General features: G+C 56.5%; 19 protein-coding genes and 1 other RNA gene. 14 read left to right on the top strand and 6 right to left on the bottom strand.

Features of this window, described 5'->3' with window-relative positions; genetic code table 11:
- The first annotated feature begins 34 nt into the window (after positions 1 to 34).
- Together argO and FHC51_RS01315 are read left to right on the top strand one after the other, a co-directional pair.
- Positions 35 to 670, top strand: a complete 636-nt coding sequence (gene argO, locus FHC51_RS01320; protein ID WP_103822787.1) for an arginine exporter ArgO — start codon at positions 35 to 37, stop codon at positions 668 to 670.
- A 92-nt stretch (positions 671 to 762) separates the two neighbouring features.
- Positions 763 to 1,548 carry an oxidative stress defense protein gene (locus tag FHC51_RS01315; protein WP_103822786.1) on the top strand — a complete coding sequence of 262 codons (786 nt, stop codon included), beginning with the start codon at positions 763 to 765 and terminating at the stop codon, positions 1,546 to 1,548.
- Between the two features lie 57 nt (positions 1,549 to 1,605).
- Here the strand turns inward: FHC51_RS01315 and argP are convergent, their stop codons facing one another.
- Positions 1,606 to 2,499, bottom strand: coding sequence for a DNA-binding transcriptional regulator ArgP (gene argP / locus FHC51_RS01310; RefSeq protein WP_103822785.1), 894 nt, complete (start codon positions 2,497 to 2,499; stop codon positions 1,606 to 1,608).
- 150 nt (positions 2,500 to 2,649) lie between these two features.
- Here argP and rpiA point away from each other — a divergent pair, with 150 nt between their 5' ends.
- Both rpiA and serA read left to right on the top strand, forming a co-directional pair.
- Entirely contained in the window at positions 2,650 to 3,309 is a 660-nt protein-coding gene (gene rpiA / locus FHC51_RS01305) for a ribose-5-phosphate isomerase RpiA (RefSeq protein WP_103180978.1), read from the top strand.
- A 267-nt stretch (positions 3,310 to 3,576) separates the two neighbouring features.
- On the top strand, positions 3,577 to 4,809 hold the full coding sequence (serA, locus tag FHC51_RS01300) for a phosphoglycerate dehydrogenase (protein ID WP_220434744.1): 1,233 nt from the start codon (positions 3,577 to 3,579) through the stop codon (positions 4,807 to 4,809).
- 90 nt (positions 4,810 to 4,899) lie between these two features.
- On the opposite strand, the gene FHC51_RS01295 is transcribed toward serA, so the two are convergent.
- The 3 genes from FHC51_RS01295 to zapA all read right to left on the bottom strand — a co-directional run bounded on the left by FHC51_RS01295 (position 4,900) and on the right by zapA (position 6,076).
- The gene (locus tag FHC51_RS01295) at positions 4,900 to 5,496 is read right to left on the bottom strand and encodes a 5-formyltetrahydrofolate cyclo-ligase (protein ID WP_220434743.1); all 597 of its coding nucleotides are present in this window, start codon (positions 5,494 to 5,496) and stop codon (positions 4,900 to 4,902) included.
- A 25-nt stretch (positions 5,497 to 5,521) separates the two neighbouring features.
- Positions 5,522 to 5,705: non-coding RNA, 6S RNA (gene ssrS / locus FHC51_RS01290), on the bottom strand.
- A 41-nt stretch (positions 5,706 to 5,746) separates the two neighbouring features.
- A complete protein-coding gene (zapA, locus tag FHC51_RS01285) occupies positions 5,747 to 6,076 on the bottom strand; it encodes a cell division protein ZapA (RefSeq protein WP_039029820.1) in 330 nt (109 codons plus the stop codon).
- A 167-nt stretch (positions 6,077 to 6,243) separates the two neighbouring features.
- Here zapA and FHC51_RS01280 point away from each other — a divergent pair, with 167 nt between their 5' ends.
- The 8 genes from FHC51_RS01280 to FHC51_RS01245 all read left to right on the top strand — a co-directional run bounded on the left by FHC51_RS01280 (position 6,244) and on the right by FHC51_RS01245 (position 16,297).
- Positions 6,244 to 6,822 carry a YecA family protein gene (locus FHC51_RS01280; RefSeq protein WP_139156297.1) on the top strand — a complete coding sequence of 193 codons (579 nt, stop codon included), beginning with the start codon at positions 6,244 to 6,246 and terminating at the stop codon, positions 6,820 to 6,822.
- Between the two features lie 21 nt (positions 6,823 to 6,843).
- Positions 6,844 to 8,157 (top strand): Xaa-Pro aminopeptidase, encoded by a 1,314-nt coding sequence (gene pepP, locus FHC51_RS01275; RefSeq protein WP_103822780.1) that lies wholly within the window; start codon positions 6,844 to 6,846, stop codon positions 8,155 to 8,157.
- The gene (gene ubiH, locus FHC51_RS01270; RefSeq protein ID WP_220434742.1) at positions 8,154 to 9,332 is read left to right on the top strand and encodes a 2-octaprenyl-6-methoxyphenyl hydroxylase; all 1,179 of its coding nucleotides are present in this window, start codon (positions 8,154 to 8,156) and stop codon (positions 9,330 to 9,332) included. The genes pepP and ubiH overlap by 4 nt, the downstream gene beginning before the upstream one ends.
- Positions 9,333 to 9,344: 12 nt before the next feature.
- Positions 9,345 to 10,547, top strand: coding sequence for an FAD-dependent 2-octaprenylphenol hydroxylase (ubiI, locus tag FHC51_RS01265; protein ID WP_114316849.1), 1,203 nt, complete (start codon positions 9,345 to 9,347; stop codon positions 10,545 to 10,547).
- A gap of 428 nt (positions 10,548 to 10,975) precedes the next feature.
- Positions 10,976 to 12,070, top strand: a complete 1,095-nt coding sequence (gene gcvT, locus FHC51_RS01260; protein ID WP_220434741.1) for a glycine cleavage system aminomethyltransferase GcvT — start codon at positions 10,976 to 10,978, stop codon at positions 12,068 to 12,070.
- Between the two features lie 23 nt (positions 12,071 to 12,093).
- The gene (gene gcvH, locus FHC51_RS01255; RefSeq protein ID WP_039029826.1) at positions 12,094 to 12,483 is read left to right on the top strand and encodes a glycine cleavage system protein GcvH; all 390 of its coding nucleotides are present in this window, start codon (positions 12,094 to 12,096) and stop codon (positions 12,481 to 12,483) included.
- A 127-nt stretch (positions 12,484 to 12,610) separates the two neighbouring features.
- Positions 12,611 to 15,484 carry an aminomethyl-transferring glycine dehydrogenase gene (gene gcvP, locus FHC51_RS01250; RefSeq protein WP_220434740.1) on the top strand — a complete coding sequence of 958 codons (2,874 nt, stop codon included), beginning with the start codon at positions 12,611 to 12,613 and terminating at the stop codon, positions 15,482 to 15,484.
- A 69-nt stretch (positions 15,485 to 15,553) separates the two neighbouring features.
- Positions 15,554 to 16,297 carry an SDR family oxidoreductase gene (locus FHC51_RS01245; protein ID WP_103822774.1) on the top strand — a complete coding sequence of 248 codons (744 nt, stop codon included), beginning with the start codon at positions 15,554 to 15,556 and terminating at the stop codon, positions 16,295 to 16,297.
- 78 nt (positions 16,298 to 16,375) lie between these two features.
- Here FHC51_RS01245 and bglA read toward each other — a convergent pair whose 3' ends face one another.
- Both bglA and FHC51_RS01235 read right to left on the bottom strand, forming a co-directional pair.
- Positions 16,376 to 17,809 (bottom strand): 6-phospho-beta-glucosidase BglA, encoded by a 1,434-nt coding sequence (bglA, locus tag FHC51_RS01240; RefSeq protein WP_220434739.1) that lies wholly within the window; start codon positions 17,807 to 17,809, stop codon positions 16,376 to 16,378.
- Positions 17,810 to 17,923: 114 nt separating this feature from the next.
- Positions 17,924 to 18,655: a MurR/RpiR family transcriptional regulator gene (locus tag FHC51_RS01235; RefSeq protein WP_220436635.1), complete on the bottom strand. Its 732-nt coding sequence runs from the start codon at positions 18,653 to 18,655 to the stop codon at positions 17,924 to 17,926.
- A 52-nt stretch (positions 18,656 to 18,707) separates the two neighbouring features.
- Here FHC51_RS01235 and yqfB point away from each other — a divergent pair, with 52 nt between their 5' ends.
- Together yqfB and FHC51_RS01225 are read left to right on the top strand one after the other, a co-directional pair.
- On the top strand, positions 18,708 to 19,019 hold the full coding sequence (gene yqfB, locus FHC51_RS01230) for a N(4)-acetylcytidine aminohydrolase (protein WP_220434738.1): 312 nt from the start codon (positions 18,708 to 18,710) through the stop codon (positions 19,017 to 19,019).
- 165 nt (positions 19,020 to 19,184) lie between these two features.
- Entirely contained in the window at positions 19,185 to 19,844 is a 660-nt protein-coding gene (locus tag FHC51_RS01225) for a hemolysin III family protein (RefSeq protein WP_103176877.1), read from the top strand.
- Positions 19,845 to 19,921: the final 77 nt, after the last annotated feature.

Raw genomic sequence — 19,921 nt, 5'->3', positions numbered from 1 at the left:
CAGCCCCTAAGACACATTTTTGAGATTGGTTTCCATGTTATCTTTTTACATTCAGGGGCTTATGATTGGCGCGGCGATGATCCTGCCTCTCGGTCCGCAAAATGCCTTCGTCATGAATCAGGGCATTCGACGTCAATATCACATCATGATCGCGCTGCTCTGCGCACTAAGCGATATGCTACTGATTTGTGCCGGGATTTTTGGCGGTAGCGCGCTGTTGATGCAGTCTCCCTGGCTGCTGGCACTGGTCACCTGGGGCGGCGTCGCCTTTCTGCTCTGGTATGGCTTTGGCGCCCTGAAAACGGCGCTGGGCAGCAATATTGAGCTGGCCAGCGCTGAAGTCATGAAGCAGGGGCGCTGGAAAATTATCGTCACCATGCTGGCGGTGACCTGGCTTAATCCGCACGTTTATCTCGATACGTTTGTGGTGCTGGGCAGCCTGGGAGGGCAACTGGATGCTGAGCCGAGGCGCTGGTTCGCGCTGGGTACCGTGAGCGCCTCCTTCCTCTGGTTCTTTGGTCTGGCGCTGCTCGCTGCATGGCTGGCACCCCGCCTGCGCACCGCCAAAGCCCAGCGCATTATTAACGGCCTGGTCGGCGTGGTGATGTGGTTTATTGCTTTCCAGCTGGCGAAAGAGGGGATTCATCACATTCGTGAACTATTCAACTAAGCGTTGTCTTATGGACATTCGGCCAGCAGTCGCTAAGCTTGCTGGCATGCGCCCTGTTACCTGGGCACTCTTCGCAACATGGAGGAATTAAAGTGAAGTTGAATGTAATCGCCCTGGCGGCATTAATGGGTTTTGGCGCAGCATCCGTGCAGGCCAGTGAGCTGCCTGACAGCCCGCATATTGTCACTTCCGGAACCGCAAGCGTGGATGCAGTACCGGATATCGCTACCCTTGCCATTGAAGTTAACGTGGCGGCCAAAGATGCGGCCACCGCCAAGAAACAGGCAGACGATCGCGTTGCGCAATATCTCTCTTTCCTTGAGCAGAATGGCATAGCGAAGAAAGATATCAATTCCGCTAACCTGCGCACCCAGCCAGATTACGACTATCAGAATGGCAAAAGCATCCTGAAAGGTTATCGCGCGGTACGTACCGTCGAAGTGACCTTGCGTCAGCTGGATAAACTCAACTCTCTGCTCGATGGCGCGCTGAAAGCGGGTCTGAATGAGATCCGTTCCGTGTCCCTGGGCGTTGCGCAACCTGAGAAATATAAAGACGAAGCGCGTAAAGCGGCGATTGATGACGCCCTGCATCAGGCGCAGCAGCTGGCTTCTGGCTTTAACAGCAAGCTGGGCCCGGTATACAGCGTGCGTTACCACGTCTCTAACTACCAGCCGAGCCCGATGGTGCGCATGATGAAAGCGGAAGCGGCGCCGGTCTCCGCGCAGGATACCTACGAGCAGCCAACGATTCAGTTCGACGATCAGGTTGACGTGGTGTTCCAGCTGGAGCCTGCACAGGGTCAGCAGCAGAGCCAGCAGACTCCACAGGTGCAGCAGCAAGCGCAGCAGCCGGATACGGCGACAAAAGCACCGTAATGGTTGTTTAGCAGCAATAAAAAGCCGGGTGAGCGTTAACGCGACCCGGCTTTTTTATTAGTCCTGGCGCAGAACCTTATGGCCGTGAGCCAGCAGCGCATCGGTGACGTTGCGCATCATCCGGCTTTCCGGCGCGAAGCGGTGCCAGTAGAGCATGCGGCGCTGGTGCAGGCCTGGCGTCAGGTCGATCAGCTCACCGCTCTGTAGCTCTTTCTCGATCTGCAGATGCGGGATCATGCAACAGGTTGTGCCCTGACGCGCCAGCTGCACGAAGGCCTCTGATGAGTTAACGATATGGCAGGGTACGCTGCCGGGCGGCAGGTCGAAGTTCTGCTGTAAAAACGCCTGATGCATATCATCGAGATGGTCAAACGCCACGGCGGGCGCTTTCAGCAGCGCCGCGCGGGTGACGCCATTCGGGAAGTAACGTTCAGCAAAGGCTTTGGAGGCGACGAACAGATAATCCAGCGCCCCCAGCTGATCCACCAGGCAACTCGGCAGCGCCTGAGGCTGGATACTGACCGCGCCCACCACTTCACCGCGACGCAGACGCTCCTGGGTACGGGTTTCGTCTTCCACCTGCAAATTCAGCCGGATAGGCGAATCGGCCAGCACCGGCGCCAGCGCGGGCAGCAGCCAGGTTGCCAGGCTGTCGGCGTTGACCGCGAGAGAGAGCAGCAGCGGCGTGGAGCCGGTCTGTTCGTCACCCAGCCACTCATCTTCCAGCAGCTCAACCTGACGCAGCAGCGCCAGCAGTTTTTGCCCCTGTTCGGTGGGACGCGGCGGAACGGTACGAACCAGCAGCGGCTGCCCGAACATATTCTCAAGCTGTTTGATCCGTTGCGAAACGGCGGACTGGGTAATGCACAGCTTCTGTGCTGCGCGTTCGAATCCGCGTTCACGAATAACGGCATCAAGGGCCTGTAATGTTCTGTAGTCCGGACGTTTCATTGCTCTGGCTGACTCCCAAATGATTCAATACTTCGCACTATGACATAAATTTATGTTTGATACAGACGAAATTGGTGACCTTGCAGATCACATGGCGCAGGTGAATGCTCTATAATGCGCGTCACGCAAAATCACCACGGGCAAGAGATCATGACGCAGGATGAACTGAAAAAAGCAGTAGGATGGGCCGCTCTCCAGTATGTACAGCCGGGTACCATTGTCGGCGTGGGCACAGGATCAACGGCAGCACACTTTATTGATGCACTGGGCACGATGAAAGGGCAGATCGAGGGCGCGGTTTCTAGCTCCGATGCATCCACGGAGAAGCTGAAAAGCCTGGGTATTACCGTTTTCGATCTGAATGAAGTCGACCGCCTGGGTATCTACGTTGATGGCGCGGATGAAATCAACGGTCATATGCAGATGATCAAGGGCGGCGGCGCGGCGCTAACGCGTGAAAAAATCATCGCCTCTGTTGCGGACAAGTTCATCTGTATCGCCGATGCCTCGAAGCAGGTGGATATCCTTGGCAAATTCCCGCTGCCGGTTGAAGTAATCCCGATGGCGCGCAGCGCGGTTGCCCGTGAGCTGGTCAAACTCGGTGGCCGTCCGGAATACCGTCAGGGCGTGGTGACGGACAACGGTAACGTGATTCTGGATGTTCACGGTCTGGAGATCCTCGACGCCGTGGCGCTGGAAAACGCCATCAATGGCCTGCCAGGCGTAGTAACTGTAGGGTTATTCGCCAACCGAGGTGCGGATGTCGCGCTGATTGGCACCGCCGAAGGCGTCAAAACCATCGTGAAATGATCTGACGGGGGGAGCCTCCCCCCGCTAATTATTTTTGCAAAAGCGATATTTGGTGACTTGTGTCACATTTATAACCCTCTCCTGACGATCCTGCCGCTTTCCTCCTGCTCCACAGAACAATTCACTGCCAATTGCGGCTGTATGACATTTCTTCAGAGTGCCGACGCAAACGTTCATATTGCTGCAATAGTTTTTTTTGATATGTTGGCGGGAGTGGATTTCAATCCAGCACAACAACAGTTCAGACAATCAGACAGGGTCGGGGAAATGGCAAAGGTATCACTGGAGAAAGACAAGATTAAATTTCTGCTGGTCGAAGGGGTGCATCAGAAAGCACTGGATAGCCTTCGTGCGGCGGGTTACACCAACATCGAATTTCACAAAGGTGCACTGGATACCGAACAGCTGAAAGAGTCGATCCGTGATGCCCACTTCATCGGCCTGCGATCCCGTACCCACCTGACAGAAGAGGTTATTGCCGCCGCAGAAAAACTGGTGGCGATTGGCTGCTTCTGCATCGGCACCAACCAGGTCGATCTCGATGCTGCCGCGAAGCGCGGTATCCCGGTATTCAACGCGCCATTCTCCAACACCCGTTCCGTGGCGGAGCTGGTCATCGGCGAACTTCTGCTGCTGCTGCGCGGCATTCCTGAAGCCAACGCCAAAGCGCACCGCGGGATCTGGAATAAGCTGGCCTCCGGTTCCTACGAAGCGCGTGGTAAAAAGCTGGGGATTATCGGTTACGGCCACATCGGTACACAGCTGGGCATTCTCGCTGAATCGCTCGGGATGCACGTCTTCTTCTACGACATTGAAAGCAAACTGCCGCTGGGTAACGCCACTCAGGTTCAGCATCTCTCCGATCTGCTCAACATGAGCGACGTGGTGAGCCTGCACGTGCCGGAAAACGCCTCCACCAAAAACATGATGGGTGCGGAAGAGCTGGCGCTGATGAAGCCGGGCTCGCTGTTGATCAACGCCGCGCGTGGTACGGTGGTGGATATTCCTGCCCTGTGTGACGCCCTGAAAAGCAAACATCTGGCGGGGGCGGCCATTGACGTCTTCCCGACCGAGCCGGCGACCAACAGCGATCCATTCAGCTCGCCGCTGTGTGAGTTCGACAATGTGATCCTGACTCCGCACATTGGCGGCTCCACGCAGGAAGCGCAGGAAAATATCGGTCTTGAAGTGGCCGGTAAGCTGAGCAAATACTCCGACAACGGTTCAACCCTCTCTGCGGTCAACTTCCCGGAAGTCTCGCTGCCGCTGCATGGCGGACGTCGTCTGCTGCACATCCATGAAAACCGTCCGGGCGTGCTGACGGCCATTAACCAGATCTTCGCCGAGCAGGGGGTTAACATCGCCGCACAGTACCTGCAAACTAACGCGCAGATGGGTTATGTGGTTATCGATATTGAAGCGGATGAAGATGTTGCAGAGAAAGCGCTGCAGGGGATGAAAGCCATTCCGGGCACGATTCGCGCGCGTCTGCTTTACTGATTTAGTGCGGTCTGCTGCCCGGCGGCGCTTTGCTTGCCGGGCCTACGGATTGTGTAGGCCGGGTAAGGCGACGCCGCCACCCGGCTTTTTTCACCACTGCCAAATCCTGGAAGGCGTCACCACCGCAGGCAGCGGGATATCCCACTTCTCCACCGGTAACTTTTCAACCCCTTGGCAATCATGCGCATAGCCCACGGGATGTAAACCGTACTGCTGCCAGTTCTGCAACGTGCGATCGTAAAAGCCACCACCCATACCCAGACGCTGGCCGCTCTCATCAAACGCCACCAGCGGCGTCACCAGCACGTCCAGCTGATCCAGCGGCAATACGTCGCGCACGTCCAGTTTCGGCTCGGTGATTTTCAGACGATTCACCACCAGTTCGCTGTGAGGATGATAGTGCAGAAACAGAAGATGACCCGGGCTAAAAGGGTGGAGTACCGGCAGATAGACTTTTTTCCCGCTACGCCAGAGTTCATCGATCAGCGGCTGGGTATCCAGTTCGCCGTCAAAGGAGAGAAACAGGGCCACCGTGTGCGCCATGACCATAGGCGGATACGCCATCATGCGGGCCGCGGCTTGCTGCGCGAAATGGGCTTGCTGTTCAGGCGTTAGGGCTCTGCGTTGCTGACGAATAAACTGACGAATTTGTTGACGTGTGGCAGGAACTTCAGGAAGTTGCGTCATGGTAGTCGCTGGGTAGAAAGGTGAGGGAATCTCCGAGATGCCGCCGCAGGCTGTAACCCTTGAACCCTTGGTTCAAGGTGAATGTGTCGTCATGATTTTAAGGCTTCTCGGACGAACCGAGCATGCTCACCAACCATGGAGCGCCACATTCTTGTGGTATGAAATATCGGCTCAGGGGACTGGCCCGCATGCGAACATCTCAGAGAAATTTTTCCTTCAGGGTCACTCTACCATAGTAGACCATGAAGTGTTATTCAAAGTTTTGCCCCGGTCTGTCAGTAATGCGACCCTGATCAAGCAATGCCTGTTCAATGGTCTGCTGGAGCATTTTAATGCGTTGTTCCATGCTCGCCGCGTATTCGCGGGTCTTCGCTTTTTCCTGAGTCAATTCATAACTGATGTTCAACGCGGCGATGAAAACCAGCTGCTCAGTATTTGTGACTCTAGTGCGTTCTTTTAAATCTTGCAACCGCTGATTCAAATCATCCGCAGCCTGATTCAAAGCATCCCTTTGTTCAGGCGGACAATTCACTCGCAGCGAACGGCCAAAAATTTGGATATCGACGGGTTGTGCAGACATGCCACCTTCCTGCTGTTTGACTGCGCTGCCTTCACACCCGATTCCGGGGGCTGCGAAGGGGCGACACTATAGCTACCCTGGTGCGCAGATACAAGCCCTATTCTGGTTCACCAGGGTCCAAAGTGGTAGCATACCATGAATATTCCTCCCAATGATGACGAATGCGCATGTCTATACAGAACGAAATGCCTGGCTACAACGACGTTAGCCAGTTACTGAACCAGCAGGGCGTGGGTTTAACACCTGCTGAAATGCACGGTCTGATCAGCGGGATGCTGTGTGGTGGAAACAACGACAGCTCATGGCTGCCGCTGGTTCACGACCTGACGAACGAAGGTCTGGCGTTTGGTCACGATCTGGCCCAGGCGTTGCGCAGTATGCATGGCGCAATCAGCGATGCGCTGGAAGATGACGGCTTCCTTTTTCAGCTTTATCTGCCTGATGGCGACGACGTCAGCGTGTTCGATCGCGCCGATGCGCTGGCCGGGTGGGTTAACCATTACCTGTTGGGGTTGGGCGTAACGCAGCCTAAACTTGAAAAGGTGACGGGCGAAGCCGGAGAAGCGATCGACGATCTGCGCAACATTGCACAGCTGGGCTACGACGAGGAAGAGGACCAGGAAGAGCTGGAAATGTCCCTCGAAGAGATCATTGAGTATGTGCGCGTCGCGTCGTTGCTCTGCCACGATACCTTTACGCGGACTCAGCCCACTGCGCCGGAAGTGCGCAAACCAACCTTACACTAATAACAACTACTGGAGGGTGTCATGACTCAGCAAGAGTACCTTCGTCGCCGTCAGGCGCTGCTGGCTACGATGCAACCGGGAAGCGCCGCGCTGATATTTGCCGCACCGGAGGCCACGCGCAGTAACGATAGCGAATATCCGTATCGCCAGAGCAGTGATTTCTGGTACTTCACCGGCTTCAACGAGCCGGAGTCAGTACTGGTGCTAATTAAAAGTGATGACACCCACAACCACAGCGTACTGTTTAACCGCGTCCGGGATCTCACCGCCGAGATCTGGTTTGGCCGTCGGCTAGGACAGCAGGCCGCGCCGGAAAAGCTGGGCGTGGATCGCGCTCTGGCGTTCAGCGAAATCAACGATCAGCTTTACCAGTTGCTCAATGGCCTGGATGTGGTTTACCACGCCCAGGGCGAATATGCGTATGCCGACGAGATTCTCTTTGCCGCGCTGGATAAGCTGCGTAAAGGCTCCCGGCAAAATCTGAAAGCGCCCGCAACGATCACCGACTGGCGTCCCGTTGTGCATGAGCTGCGCCTGTTTAAATCGGCTGAAGAGCTGGAGGTGATGCGTCGTGCGGGTGAGATCAGCGCCCTGGCCCATACAAGGGCGATGGAAAAGTGCCGCCCGGGGATGTTCGAATATCAGCTGGAAGGGGAAATTCATCATGAGTTTTCCCGCCACGGCGCGCGCTATCCGGCCTATAACACCATTGTGGGCGGTGGTGAAAATGGCTGCATTCTTCACTACACCGAAAACGAGTCCGAACTGCGGGATGGCGATCTGGTGCTGATCGATGCCGGATGTGAATTTAAAGGCTATGCCGGGGATATCACCCGCACCTTCCCGGTGAACGGTAAATTTACCCCAGCCCAACGCGCGATTTACGACATCGTTCTGCACTCGCTGGACACTGCGCTGATGCTGTTCCGCCCCGGCACCTCTATTCAGGAAGTCACCGGCGAAGTGGTGCGCATTATGGTCAGCGGACTGGTGGATCTGGGTATCCTGCAGGGCGATGTCGATCAGCTGATTGCTGAGAACGCGCACCGTTCCTTCTTTATGCATGGCCTGAGCCACTGGCTGGGGCTGGACGTGCATGATGTGGGTGCCTATGGCCCGGAGCGTTCGCGCGTGCTGGAGCCTGGCATGGTGCTGACCGTTGAGCCGGGACTCTATATCGCACCGGATGCCGATGTGCCTGTGGAGTATCGCGGTATCGGTATTCGTATCGAAGATGACATCGTTATCACCGAAACCGGCAACGAAAACCTCACCGCATCGGTGGTGAAAAATGCCGACGAGATCGAGGCGCTGATGGCGGCGGCGCGCGCATGAGTATCATCATCGTTGGCGGAGGCATGACGGGAGCGACGTTGGCGCTGACCCTCTCTTCCCTGACCCAGGGTAAGCTGCCGATCCATCTTGTCGAAGCGGTTGCTCCGCAGTCAACGGGCCATCCGGGTTTTGACGGACGCGCTATCGCCCTGGCGCAGGGCACCTGCCAGCAGCTCGCGCGTAGCGGCATCTGGCAGGCGATTGCCGATTGCGCCACGGCCATCGAAACCGTTCATGTCAGCGACCGGGGTCATGCCGGGTTTGTCACCCTTGAGGCACAGGATTACCGCATTGATGCGCTGGGGCAGGTGGTTGAACTGCACGATGTGGGCCTGCGCCTGTTCCGTCTGCTAAAGGATGCCCCAGGCGTGACGCTGCATTGCCCGGCGCGCGTGGAGCATTTTACCCGCAGCGAAACCTCAGTCAGCGTTACGCTGGATGATGGTACGACCCTTGAGGGACAACTGCTGGTGGCAGCCGACGGCTCCCGTTCGGCGCTCGGCCAGCAGTGCGGGATCCAGTGGCAACAGCAGCCCTATCATCAGCTGGCGGTGATTGCCAACGTCGCCACCGCCGAGCCGCACCGTGGTCGCGCTTTTGAACGTTTTACCCAGCATGGCCCGCTGGCCATGCTGCCGATGTCGCAGGGGCGCAGCTCGCTGGTCTGGTGCCATCCGCTGGAGAGTGCGGACGACGTGCAGAGCTGGTCTGATGAACGCTTCTGCACCGAACTGCAAAAAGCCTTTGGCTGGCGGCTGGGGCGGATCACCCATGCGGGCAAGCGTTCGGTCTATCCCCTGGCTTTAACCACGGCGTCGCAGTCTGTCTCCCATCGCGTCGCGCTGGTGGGCAATGCGGCACAGACGTTACACCCCATCGCCGGACAGGGCTTTAACCTCGGGCTGCGCGATGTCATGAGCCTTGCCGAAACCCTGGCCCAGGCATTTGCGCAACAGCAGGATTGCGGGGCATATCCGGTGTTATGCCACTACCAGAAGCGTCGCCAGGCAGATAAAGCGGCGACGATCGGCGTAACCGACGGGCTGGTGCATCTGTTTGCCAATCGCTGGGCGCCGCTGGTAGCGGGACGTAACGCCGGGTTAATGGCGATGGAACTATTTATTCCGGCACGTGATGTGCTGGCACAGAGGACGCTTGGTTGGGTCGCTCGCTAAGGAGTAAACAAAGTGCAGAATGTTGATGTCGCCATTGTCGGTGGCGGAATGGTAGGACTGGCGCTGGCCTGCGGTCTGCAGGGGAGCGGTCTGCGCGTGGCGGTGCTGGAGCAGAAACAGCCGCAGCCTGTCGCTCCCGATGCGCCGCCTGAGCTACGCGTTTCGGCGATCAACGCCGCCAGTGAAAAGCTGCTGACCCGCGTTGGCGTCTGGTCAGAGATTATCGCCCAGCGCGCCAGCTGCTATCACGGCATGGAAGTGTGGGATAAAGACAGCTTCGGGCATATCGCCTTTGATGATGAGAGCATGGGCTACAGCCATCTCGGCCATATCATCGAAAACGCGGTGATCCATCATGCCTTGTGGCAAAAAGCGCAGCAGTGCAGCGACGTCACGCTGATTGCCCCGGCACAACTGCAGCAGGTGGCCTGGGGTGAAAACGATGCCTTTATTACCCTGCAAAGCGGCGACATGTTGACCGCGCGTCTGGTGGTCGGGGCCGATGGTGCCAACTCCTGGTTGCGCAACAAAGCCGACATACCCCTGACGTACTGGGACTACCGCCATCATGCCCTGGTCGCCACCATCAGGACGGCGGAACCGCACCAGGCGGTGGCCCGGCAGATCTTCCATAACGACGGCATTCTGGCCTTCCTGCCCCTCAGCGATCCGCATCTCTGTTCCATCGTCTGGTCGCTTTCCCCTGAGAAGGCGCAGCAGATGCAGGAGGCGTCAGCCGAAGAATTTAATCAGGCCCTGTGCGTGGCCTTTGATAACCGGCTGGGGCTCTGCACCGTCGAAAGCGAGCGTCAGGTATTCCCGTTAACCGGTCGCTATGCACGCCAGTTCGCGGCGCATCGCCTGGCGCTGGTGGGCGACGCGGCGCACACCATTCATCCGCTGGCCGGGCAGGGGGTAAACCTGGGCTTTATGGATGCCGCCGAGCTGGTGAATGAACTGCGCCGCCTCCATCGTGAAGGCAAAGATATCGGTCAGCATCTTTACCTGCGCCGGTACGAGCGTAGCCGTAAGCACAGCGCGGCAATGATGCTGGCGGGAATGCAGGGCTTCCGCGAACTCTTTGCCGGTGCCAACCCGGCAAAAAAACTGCTGCGCGATCTCGGCCTGAAACTGGCTGACACCCTCCCGGGCGTTAAACCACAACTTCTGCGTCAGGCGATGGGTCTTAACGACCTGCCGGACTGGCTACGCTAATTTAGAACTCCATCACACTTTATTCTCCCGGCCTGCAGGCCGGGGGATCTCCCTCGTTTGAAATAATCTAATTTCACCACCTTTTTCACATTAGATTAACTAATCTGACTATTTTTATGTTACGGAAATTTCGCGCATTTTTCCGCAGTAAATATCACTCCGTGCTAAATCCTCTCTTATTGTCTTTGTGTTTGTGCGGAATGATTCGCATTTTTGCAGTGAATAATTCTGTACGCTTTGCTGGCTTTTTTGACCATAAGCTAATGTGATGACCCATTTTTCCTTATGGTTAACCACCGTTTTCGGTGGTAAGTTCTGAGGAAAGAGAACGTTTGCGTCGGTGTCCGGGAGCGATGCCGATGCCGGGTTTCGTGGTGAATTTTTCGCCATGAAACGCAAGACAGCCCAGCTCATTCAACGAGGATAAGATGGCTCAACAGACGCCTTTGTATGAACAACACACCTTATGCGGTGCACGCATGGTCGATTTCCATGGCTGGATGATGCCGCTGCATTATGGTTCGCAGATTGATGAGCATCATGCGGTGCGCACCGATGCCGGTATGTTCGACGTCTCTCACATGACCATTGTCGATCTGCACGGCAGCCGCACCCGGGAGTTTCTGCGTTATCTGCTGGCAAACGACGTTGCCAAACTGAAGACGCCGGGTAAAGCGCTCTATAGCGGCATGCTGAATGCCTCCGGCGGCGTTATTGACGACCTGATTGTCTATTACCTCTCTGAAGATTTCTTCCGCCTCGTTGTAAACTCCGCCACCCGCGAAAAAGACCTCTCCTGGATCACCCAACACGCTGAACCTTACGGCATCGACATTACCGTGCGTGACGACCTGTCGCTGATTGCGGTGCAGGGGCCAAATGCCCAGGCGAAAGCTGCCTCCCTGTTTAACGACGAACAGCGTAAAGCCACCGAAGGCATGAAGCCGTTCTTTGGCGTGCAGGCGGGCGATCTCTTTGTGGCTACCACCGGCTACACCGGTGAAGCGGGCTATGAAATTGCGATGCCGAACGAAAAAGCGGCTGACTTCTGGCGTGCGCTGGTGGAAGCGGGCGTTAAGCCGGCAGGTCTGGGCGCGCGCGATACGCTGCGTCTGGAAGCTGGTATGAATTTATATGGCCAGGAGATGGACGAAGGGGTCTCTCCGCTGGCGGCCAACATGGGCTGGACCATTGCCTGGGAACCGGCCGATCGCGACTTTATCGGTCGTGAAGTGCTGGAACAGCAGCGTGAGAAGGGCACCGAACAGCTGGTTGGCCTGGTGATGACCGAGAAAGGCGTCCTGCGCGGTGAACTGCCGGTACGTTTCACCGATGCCAATGGCAACCACTGCGAAGGCATTATCACCAGCGGCACCTTCTCCCCGACGCTGGGTTACAGTATTGCGCTGGCGCGTGTGCCAGCGGGCATTGGCGAGACGGCCGTGGTGCAGATCCGCAACCGCGAAATGCCGGTCCGCGTGACCAAACCGATTTTTGTTCGCGCCGGTAAACCGGTCGCCTAATTATTTTTATCAGGAGAAATTCAATGAGCAATGTGCCAGCAGAACTGAAATACAGCAAAGAACACGAGTGGCTGCGCAAAGAAGCCGACGGCACCTATACCGTTGGGATCACCGAACATGCTCAGGAGCTGTTAGGTGACATGGTCTTTGTGGATCTGCCGGAAGTGGGCGCGACCGTGACCGCGGGCGACGACTGTGCCGTAGCGGAATCTGTAAAAGCCGCTTCTGATATCTATGCGCCAGTGGGCGGTGAAATCGTGGCGGTTAACGACGCCCTGAGCGACTCCCCGGAGCTGGTCAACAGCGAGCCTTACGGTGAAGGCTGGATCTTCAAAATTAAAGCCAGCGACGAAGCGGAAGTGGCCGCCCTGCTGGATGCCACCGCGTACGAAGCCTTACTGGAAGACGAATAATGTTGTGCCGGATGGCGCTGCGCTTATCCGGCCTCCAGAACAACGTAGGCCCGGTAAGCATTAGCGCCACCGGGCAACAGAGTTACAGACAACTACGATTCACTGCACGTTTCAGGAACCATCGCTCATGACACAGACTTTAAGCCAGCTTGAAAACCGTGGCGCCTTCATCGAACGTCACATTGGGCCGGATGCTCAGCAACAGCAGGAGATGCTGAAGACGGTTGGCGCGGATTCGCTCAACGCCTTGATCGGCCAGATTGTGCCAAAGGATATTCAGCTCGACACGCCGCCGCAGGTGGGGGAATCGACCACTGAATACGCTGCGCTGGCGGAACTGAAGGGCATTGCCAGCCTGAACAAGCGCTTTAAGTCTTATATTGGCATGGGCTATACCAACGTGCAGTTGCCGCCGGTGATCCTGCGTAACATGCTGGAAAACCCGGGCTGGTACACCGCGTACACCCCTTATCAGCCGGAAGTCTCCCAGGGCCGTCTGGAAGCGCTGCTTAACTTCCAGCAGGTGACGCTGGATCTGACCGGTCTGGACATCGCCTCTGCTTCCCTGCTGGATGAAGCCACTGCCGCCGCAGAAGCGATGGCGATGGCAAAACGCGTCAGCAAACTGAAGGGCGCAAACCGCTTCTTCGTCGCAGCCGACGTGCATCCGCAAACCCTCGACGTGGTACGTACCCGTGCTGAGACCTTTGGCTTTGAAGTGATCGTTGATGATGCCGATAAGGTGCTGGATCACCAGGATGTGTTCGGCGTGCTGTTGCAGCAGATTGGCACCACCGGTGAAGTGCACGATTACGCCAAACTGATTGCCGAGCTGAAAGGGCGCAAAATTGTCGTCAGCGTGGCGGCCGATTTTATGGCGCTGGTGCTGTTAACCGCTCCGGGCAAACAGGGTGCGGATATCGTCTTCGGCTCCGCGCAGCGCTTCGGCGTACCGATGGGCTACGGCGGTCCGCACGCGGCCTTCTTCGCCGCTAAAGATGAATTCAAACGCTCCATGCCAGGCCGTATTATTGGCGTATCGAAAGATGCCGCCGGCAACACCGCCCTGCGCATGGCGATGCAGACTCGCGAGCAGCACATCCGCCGTGAGAAAGCGAACTCCAACATCTGTACCTCTCAGGTACTGCTGGCCAATATCGCCAGCCTTTATGCGGTCTTCCATGGCCCGGTTGGCCTGAAGCGTATCGCCAGCCGCATTCATCGCCTGGCCGATATTCTGGCCTGTGGCCTGCAGCAGAAAGGTCAAAAACTGCGTCACGCCCACTTCTTCGATACCCTGTGCGTTGACGTGGCCGACAAAGCGACCGTACTGGCACGCGCAGAAGCGGCAGAGATTAACCTGCGCAGCGATATCCTGAATGCGGTCAGCATCACCCTGGATGAGACCACCACCCGTGACGATCTGCAGGTGCTCTTCAACGTCCTGCTGGGTGAAGACCACGGTCTTGATGTGGACTCGCTCGATAAAGAGGTGGCGCACGACAGCCGCTCCATTCAGGCGAGCATGCTGCGCGATGACGCGATCCTGACGCATCCGGTCTTTAACCGCTATCACAGCGAAACCGAGATGATGCGCTATATGCACTCTCTGGAGCGTAAGGATCTGGCCCTGAATCAGGCGATGATCCCGCTGGGCTCCTGCACCATGAAGCTGAACGCCGCCGCCGAGATGATCCCAATCACCTGGCCGGAATTCGCTGAACTGCACCCATTCTGCCCGGCCGATCAGGCGGAAGGGTATCATCAGATGATCAACCAGCTCTCCGACTGGCTGGTGAAACTGACCGGCTACGACGCCCTCTGCATGCAGCCAAACTCCGGCGCCCAGGGTGAATACGCAGGTCTGCTGGCGATTCGCCATTACCACGAGAGCCGTAACGAAGGGCATCGTGATATCTGCCTGATCCCAAGCTCCGCCCACGGCACCAACCCGGCATCGGCCCAGATGGCAGGGATGGAAGTGGTGGTGGTGGCCTGCGATAAAAACGGCAACATCGACCTGGCCGATCTGCGTGCGAAAGCGGAACAGACCGGCGATAAGCTCTCCTGCATCATGGTCACCTATCCGTCCACTCACGGCGTGTATGAAGAGACCATCCGCGAAGTGTGCGAAATCGTGCACCAGTATGGCGGCCAGGTTTACCTCGATGGCGCCAACATGAACGCCCAGGTAGGCATCACCACGCCAGGCTTTATCGGCGCGGACGTGTCGCACCTGAACCTGCACAAAACCTTCTGCATTCCGCACGGCGGTGGCGGCCCGGGCATGGGCCCGATCGGTGTGAAAGCGCACCTGGCGCCGTTTGTTCCGGGCCACAGCGTGGTGCAGATCGAAGGTATGCTGACCCGTCAGGGCGCGGTCTCTGCGGCACCGTTCGGCAGCGCCTCTATTCTGCCAATCAGCTGGATGTATATCCGCATGATGGGCGCGGAAGGGCTGAAGCAGGCCAGCCAGGTGGCGATCCTGAATGCCAACTACATCGCGACGCGTCTGAAAGATGCCTATCCGGTGCTCTACACCGGCCGTGATGGTCGCGTGGCGCACGAGTGCATCCTCGATATTCGTCCTCTGAAAGAAGAGACCGGTATTAGCGAACTGGATATCGCCAAGCGTCTGATCGACTACGGCTTCCACGCCCCGACCATGTCGTTCCCGGTTGCGGGTACGCTGATGGTTGAATCAACCGAGTCCGAAAGCAAAGTTGAGCTGGACCGCTTTATTGATGCGATGCTGGCGATCCGCAGCGAAATCGACCGCGTGAAGGCCGGTGAGTGGACGCTGGAAGATAACCCGCTGGTTAACGCGCCGCATACCCAGAACGAACTGGTGGCGGAGTGGAACCACGGTTACACCCGCGAACTGGCGGTCTTCCCGGCAGGCGTAGCCAACAAGTACTGGCCGACCGTGAAGCGTCTTGATGACGTTTACGGCGACCGTAACCTGTTCTGCTCCTGTGTGCCGATGAGCGAATACCAGTAATCTTTCTGTCATACTGTAGGCCGGGTAAGCGTCAGCGCCACCCGGCTTTTTTTTATCCGGAGGTTGTAGATGGCAATCGCATTAGTCACCGGCGCCAGCCGTGGGATTGGCAAAGCGACGGCGCTTGAACTGGCGCGTGTGGGTTATAACGTGGCGGTGAATTATCACCACAACATCAGCGCCGCCACCGACGTGATCAATCAGATTATAGAAGAGGGCGGCAGAGCCTTTGCCCTGCGCGCGGATATCAGCGACGAAGCGCAGGTCATGGCGATGTTCGACAGCCTCGATCGCGAAGGGGAGCCCCTTGCCGCGCTGGTCAACAACGCCGGGATTCTCTTCGAGCAGAGCACCATTGAGAACCTCTCCGCCGAGCGGATTAACCGTGTGCTGGCCACCAACGTGACCGGGTATTTCCTCTGCTGCCGCGAAGCGGTGAAACGCATGTCGCTGAAACATGGCGGTAAAGGCGGGGCGATTGTAAACGTCTCTTCAGCAGCCTCACGACTCGGCGCACCGGGGGAGTATGTGGATTACGCGGCATCGAAAGGGGCGGTGGACTCTCTCACCACCGGGCTGTCGCTGGAAGTGGCGGCCCAGGGCATCCGGGTGAACTGCGTGCGTCCGGGGCTGATCTACACCGACATTCATGCCTCCGGCGGTGAACCGGGGCGGGTGGATCGGGTGAAGTCGATGCTGCCGATGCAGCGCGGCGGCCAGCCGGAAGAGGTGGCGCAGGCGATTGTCTGGCTGCTGAGCGAGAAAGCCTCGTACGTGACGGGCAGTTTTATTGAGTTAGCGGGCGGGAAGTAACGCCCGGTGGCGCTACGCTTACCGGGCCTACGATCGCTGTAGGCCGGTGCAAGCGCAGCGCCGCCCGGCAATGCCGGATTAAAGCGTCTCGCCGTTGCTGGCGATCACTTTTTTGTACCACTCAAAGCTCTTCTTACGCGAACGGGACATGTCGCCGGTGCCATCGTCGTGCTTGTTCACATAGATAAAGCCGTAACGTTTGCTGTACTGGCCGGTGGTGAACGACACGCAGTCGATGCAGCCCCATGGGGTGTAGCCCATCAGATCCACACCATCGTAAGTGACCGCTTTCATCATCTCTTCCACATGCGCGCGCAGATAGTCGATGCGGTAGTCATCATTGATGCTGCCGTCCTCTTCCACTTTGTCATACGCGCCAAAGCCGTTTTCCACGATAAACAGCGGCTTCTGATAGCGCTCATAGAGTTCGCATAGGGAGTAACGCAGGCCCACCGGGTCAATCTGCCAGCCCCAGTCGGATGCTTTCACGTGCGGGTTCGGCACGCTGCCTTCAAAGCCGGAGATCGCATCGCCGGTGCCGCCTTCCGCTTTCACCGCGTTGGTCATGTAATAGCTGAAGCCCAGATAATCACAGGTGCCTTCGCGCAGGATCTGCTCGTCGCCCGCTTCCATCTTGATGGTGAAACCGCGGCGCTCCCACTCATTCAGCACGTAGGACGGGTAGTAACCCCGCAGCTGCACGTCGGTAAAGACATAGCGTTCACGCATCGATTCCTGGGCAAACATCACATCTTCTGGTTTGCAGGAGAACGGATAGAGCGCCACCATCGCCAGCATACAGCCGACTTTCATTTCCGGGTTGATGCGTCGGGCAGCTTTCACCGCCAGGGCGCTGGCCACGAACTGGTGATGCAGCACCTGGTACATGGTCTCTTCCGGGTTTTGATGCTCGGTATAGACCACGCCGGAACAGCAGTAGCCGAACAGCGGCGCGCGCCAGTTACGCTGGTTGTTGATTTCGTTGAAGGTCATCCAGTACTTGACCTTGCTCTTGTAGCGCTCAAAGACCACTTCAGCGAAGTTGACGAAGAAATCGACCACCTTACGGTTGGTCCAGCCGCCGTACTCCTGCACCAGGTGCAGCGGCATTTCGAAGTGGGAGAGGGTGATGACCGGCTCGATGTTGTACTTCAGCAGCTCATCGAACATGTCATCGTAAAACTTCAGCCCCTCTTCGTTGGGCTGGGTTTCGTCACCTTTCGGAAAGATACGGGTCCAGGCGATGGAGGTACGGAAGCATTTGAAGCCCATCTCGGCAAACAGCTTGATGTCTTCTTTATAGTGGCCGTGGAAGTCGATGGCCTCGTGGTTAGGGTAGTATTTGCCGTCAACCACCTCCTGGGTGATTTCACGCGGTACGCCGTGCGCGCCGCCGGTCAGCACGTCACAAATGCTCGGGCCTTTGCCGCCTTTGTTCCAGCCGCCTTCAACCTGATGCGCCGCAACCGCGCCGCCCCATAAAAAGTCTTTTGGTAAGGTGAGTTTTTTCATCTTTGCTAATCTCATTTATTGCTATTGTTTTTGAGTCTAACAAAGGGGACTAAAATGTCACGATATAACAATTCGTGAGAGTTGTAATATGTCACACCGAAAAAACAGGGTGTTTTATTCCGTAAATTTCTTCGCCAGTTTGCGCCCCAGCGATTCAAGAATATAAATCACCGGAATCTGCGTGGTAATATCGTAGACGCCGCCGACGCGGGTTTGCGGCACGTGCCAGGAGAGATTGAAGTCCGCCAGTTTCGCCAGTCGAGAATGTTCGTGGCTGGTAATAGAAAGTACCTTGCAGTGATGCAGGCTGAACTGGCTGGCAAAGCGCAGGATCTCTTCGGTTTCGCCAGAGACCGAGAGCACAATCGCCAGCGCGTTTTTCGCCATATCGTTGGTGACCGGGAAATAAGGGTCGTCGATATGGTTGCTGAATTTTCCAATATTGGAAAAGAAGCGTGCGCCGTATTTTGCCAGCGAGCCTGAAGTTCCCGTGCCGACAAATATAATACGTTCCGAGGATAATATAATATCCACGGCGTTATTTAATAGCGCGTCAAATTCGTCGTTGTTTACGCTTTTGAAAAAACTGATAATCTCACTGACGCCAAAATTAGTCTGCTGCGGTTCGTTTTGCTCAAGATATAATTTAAACCGCACGCGGAATTCCGAATAGCCATCGCAGTTTAACTTGCGGCAAAAGCGCAGCACGGTGGTGGTGGAGACCCCCGCCGCATCCGCCAGTTCGCGAATGGTCATGTACATCACCCGATCGCGGTTTTTAATGACGGTGTTGTAGACCATCATCTCCAGGTTGTTGAGACTGGCAATGGCGGAATGGGAGAACATGCTCACTGGGGCTAAACTCACTCATCAGACTTCATCTTCAGGGAATAATACCATGCAGCCAAACGACATCACTTTTTTTCAGCGCTTTCAGGATGACATTCTGGCCGGACGTAAGACCATTACTATTCGCGATGAGAGCGAATCACATTTCAAAGCGGGCGATGTGCTGCGGGTGGGGCGTTATGAAGATGACGGCTACTTCTGCACCATTGAGGTTACAGGCACGTCGACGGTCACGCTCGATACGCTGAGTGAAAAACATGCTCAACAGGAGAACATGTCCATGGACGAACTGAAGCGAGTAATTACAGACATTTACCCGGACCAGCACCAGTTTTATGTCATTGAATTTAAATGTCTTTGAGTTTTTATGTGAACGACCGTTAGCTGAAATAATACCTCAACATTTTGATTGTAATAAATAAATTTCAAACTGATATTTATTTTGGCGAACAGATGTTCACTGGAATCATTCTCAGTTAGCATAGACAGCGAGACATTATTCACTTTTGTTTTCCCGGAGTTATCTATGGTTAGCAAACCATTAACCACACAGGGATATTCGCTGGCTGAGGAGATAGCCAACAGCATTAGCCACGGTATTGGCCTGGTGTTTGGCATCGTTGGGCTGGTGTTGCTGCTGGTGCAGGCCGTCGACACTAACGCCAGCACGCTGGCGATCACCAGTTACAGCCTCTACGGCGGGAGTATGATCCTGCTGTTTTTGGCCTCCACCCTTTACCACGCCATTCCCCATCAGCGGGCCAAGATCTGGCTGAAGAAATTTGACCACTGCGCGATCTATCTGCTGATTGCCGGAACCTATACGCCGTTTTTGCTCGTGGGGCTGGATTCACCCCTGGCGCGCGGGTTGATGATTGTTATCTGGAGCCTGGCGCTACTGGGGATCCTGTTTAAGCTCACCATCGCGCACCGCTTTAAGGTGCTGTCACTGGTGACCTATCTGACCATGGGCTGGCTGTCGCTGATTGTGATCTATCAGCTGGCGGTAAAACTGGCGGCGGGCGGTGTGACATTGCTGGCGGTGGGCGGAATTGTCTATTCGCTGGGGGTCATTTTTTACGTCTGCAAGCGCATCCCCTATAACCACGCTATCTGGCATGGGTTTGTACTGGGCGGCAGCGTGTGCCATTTCCTGGCGATTTATCTGTACGTCGGGCAGGTCTAATAAAAATTGCCGGGTGGCGGCTTCGCCTTACCCGGCCTACGGGTTTTGTAGGCCCGGTAAGCGTAGCGCCACCGGGC

The organism is Leclercia sp. EC_58 (genome assembly GCF_019584355.1).
Taxonomy (GTDB): Bacteria; Pseudomonadota; Gammaproteobacteria; order Enterobacterales; family Enterobacteriaceae; genus Enterobacter.
Note: the sequence above shows the minus strand (reverse complement) of the source record. Positions and strands in the feature narration are given on the sequence as shown.

Coding starts and splice junctions, on each gene's coding strand:
- bglA (WP_220434739.1), bottom strand. CDS start 17,809: ATGAAAAAACTCACCTTACCAAAAGACTTTTTATGGGGCGGCGCGGTT.
- FHC51_RS01235 (WP_220436635.1), bottom strand. CDS start 18,655: ATGTTCTCCCATTCCGCCATTGCCAGTCTCAACAACCTGGAGATGATG.
- FHC51_RS01280 (WP_139156297.1), top strand. CDS start 6,244: ATGTCTATACAGAACGAAATGCCTGGCTACAACGACGTTAGCCAGTTA.
- rpiA (WP_103180978.1), top strand. CDS start 2,650: ATGACGCAGGATGAACTGAAAAAAGCAGTAGGATGGGCCGCTCTCCAG.
- ubiH (WP_220434742.1), top strand. CDS start 8,154: ATGAGTATCATCATCGTTGGCGGAGGCATGACGGGAGCGACGTTGGCG.
- zapA (WP_039029820.1), bottom strand. CDS start 6,076: ATGTCTGCACAACCCGTCGATATCCAAATTTTTGGCCGTTCGCTGCGA.
- gcvT (WP_220434741.1), top strand. CDS start 10,976: ATGGCTCAACAGACGCCTTTGTATGAACAACACACCTTATGCGGTGCA.
- yqfB (WP_220434738.1), top strand. CDS start 18,708: ATGCAGCCAAACGACATCACTTTTTTTCAGCGCTTTCAGGATGACATT.
- gcvH (WP_039029826.1), top strand. CDS start 12,094: ATGAGCAATGTGCCAGCAGAACTGAAATACAGCAAAGAACACGAGTGG.
- argO (WP_103822787.1), top strand. CDS start 35: ATGTTATCTTTTTACATTCAGGGGCTTATGATTGGCGCGGCGATGATC.
- FHC51_RS01225 (WP_103176877.1), top strand. CDS start 19,185: ATGGTTAGCAAACCATTAACCACACAGGGATATTCGCTGGCTGAGGAG.
- FHC51_RS01245 (WP_103822774.1), top strand. CDS start 15,554: ATGGCAATCGCATTAGTCACCGGCGCCAGCCGTGGGATTGGCAAAGCG.
- FHC51_RS01295 (WP_220434743.1), bottom strand. CDS start 5,496: ATGACGCAACTTCCTGAAGTTCCTGCCACACGTCAACAAATTCGTCAG.
- argP (WP_103822785.1), bottom strand. CDS start 2,499: ATGAAACGTCCGGACTACAGAACATTACAGGCCCTTGATGCCGTTATT.
- gcvP (WP_220434740.1), top strand. CDS start 12,611: ATGACACAGACTTTAAGCCAGCTTGAAAACCGTGGCGCCTTCATCGAA.
- pepP (WP_103822780.1), top strand. CDS start 6,844: ATGACTCAGCAAGAGTACCTTCGTCGCCGTCAGGCGCTGCTGGCTACG.
- serA (WP_220434744.1), top strand. CDS start 3,577: ATGGCAAAGGTATCACTGGAGAAAGACAAGATTAAATTTCTGCTGGTC.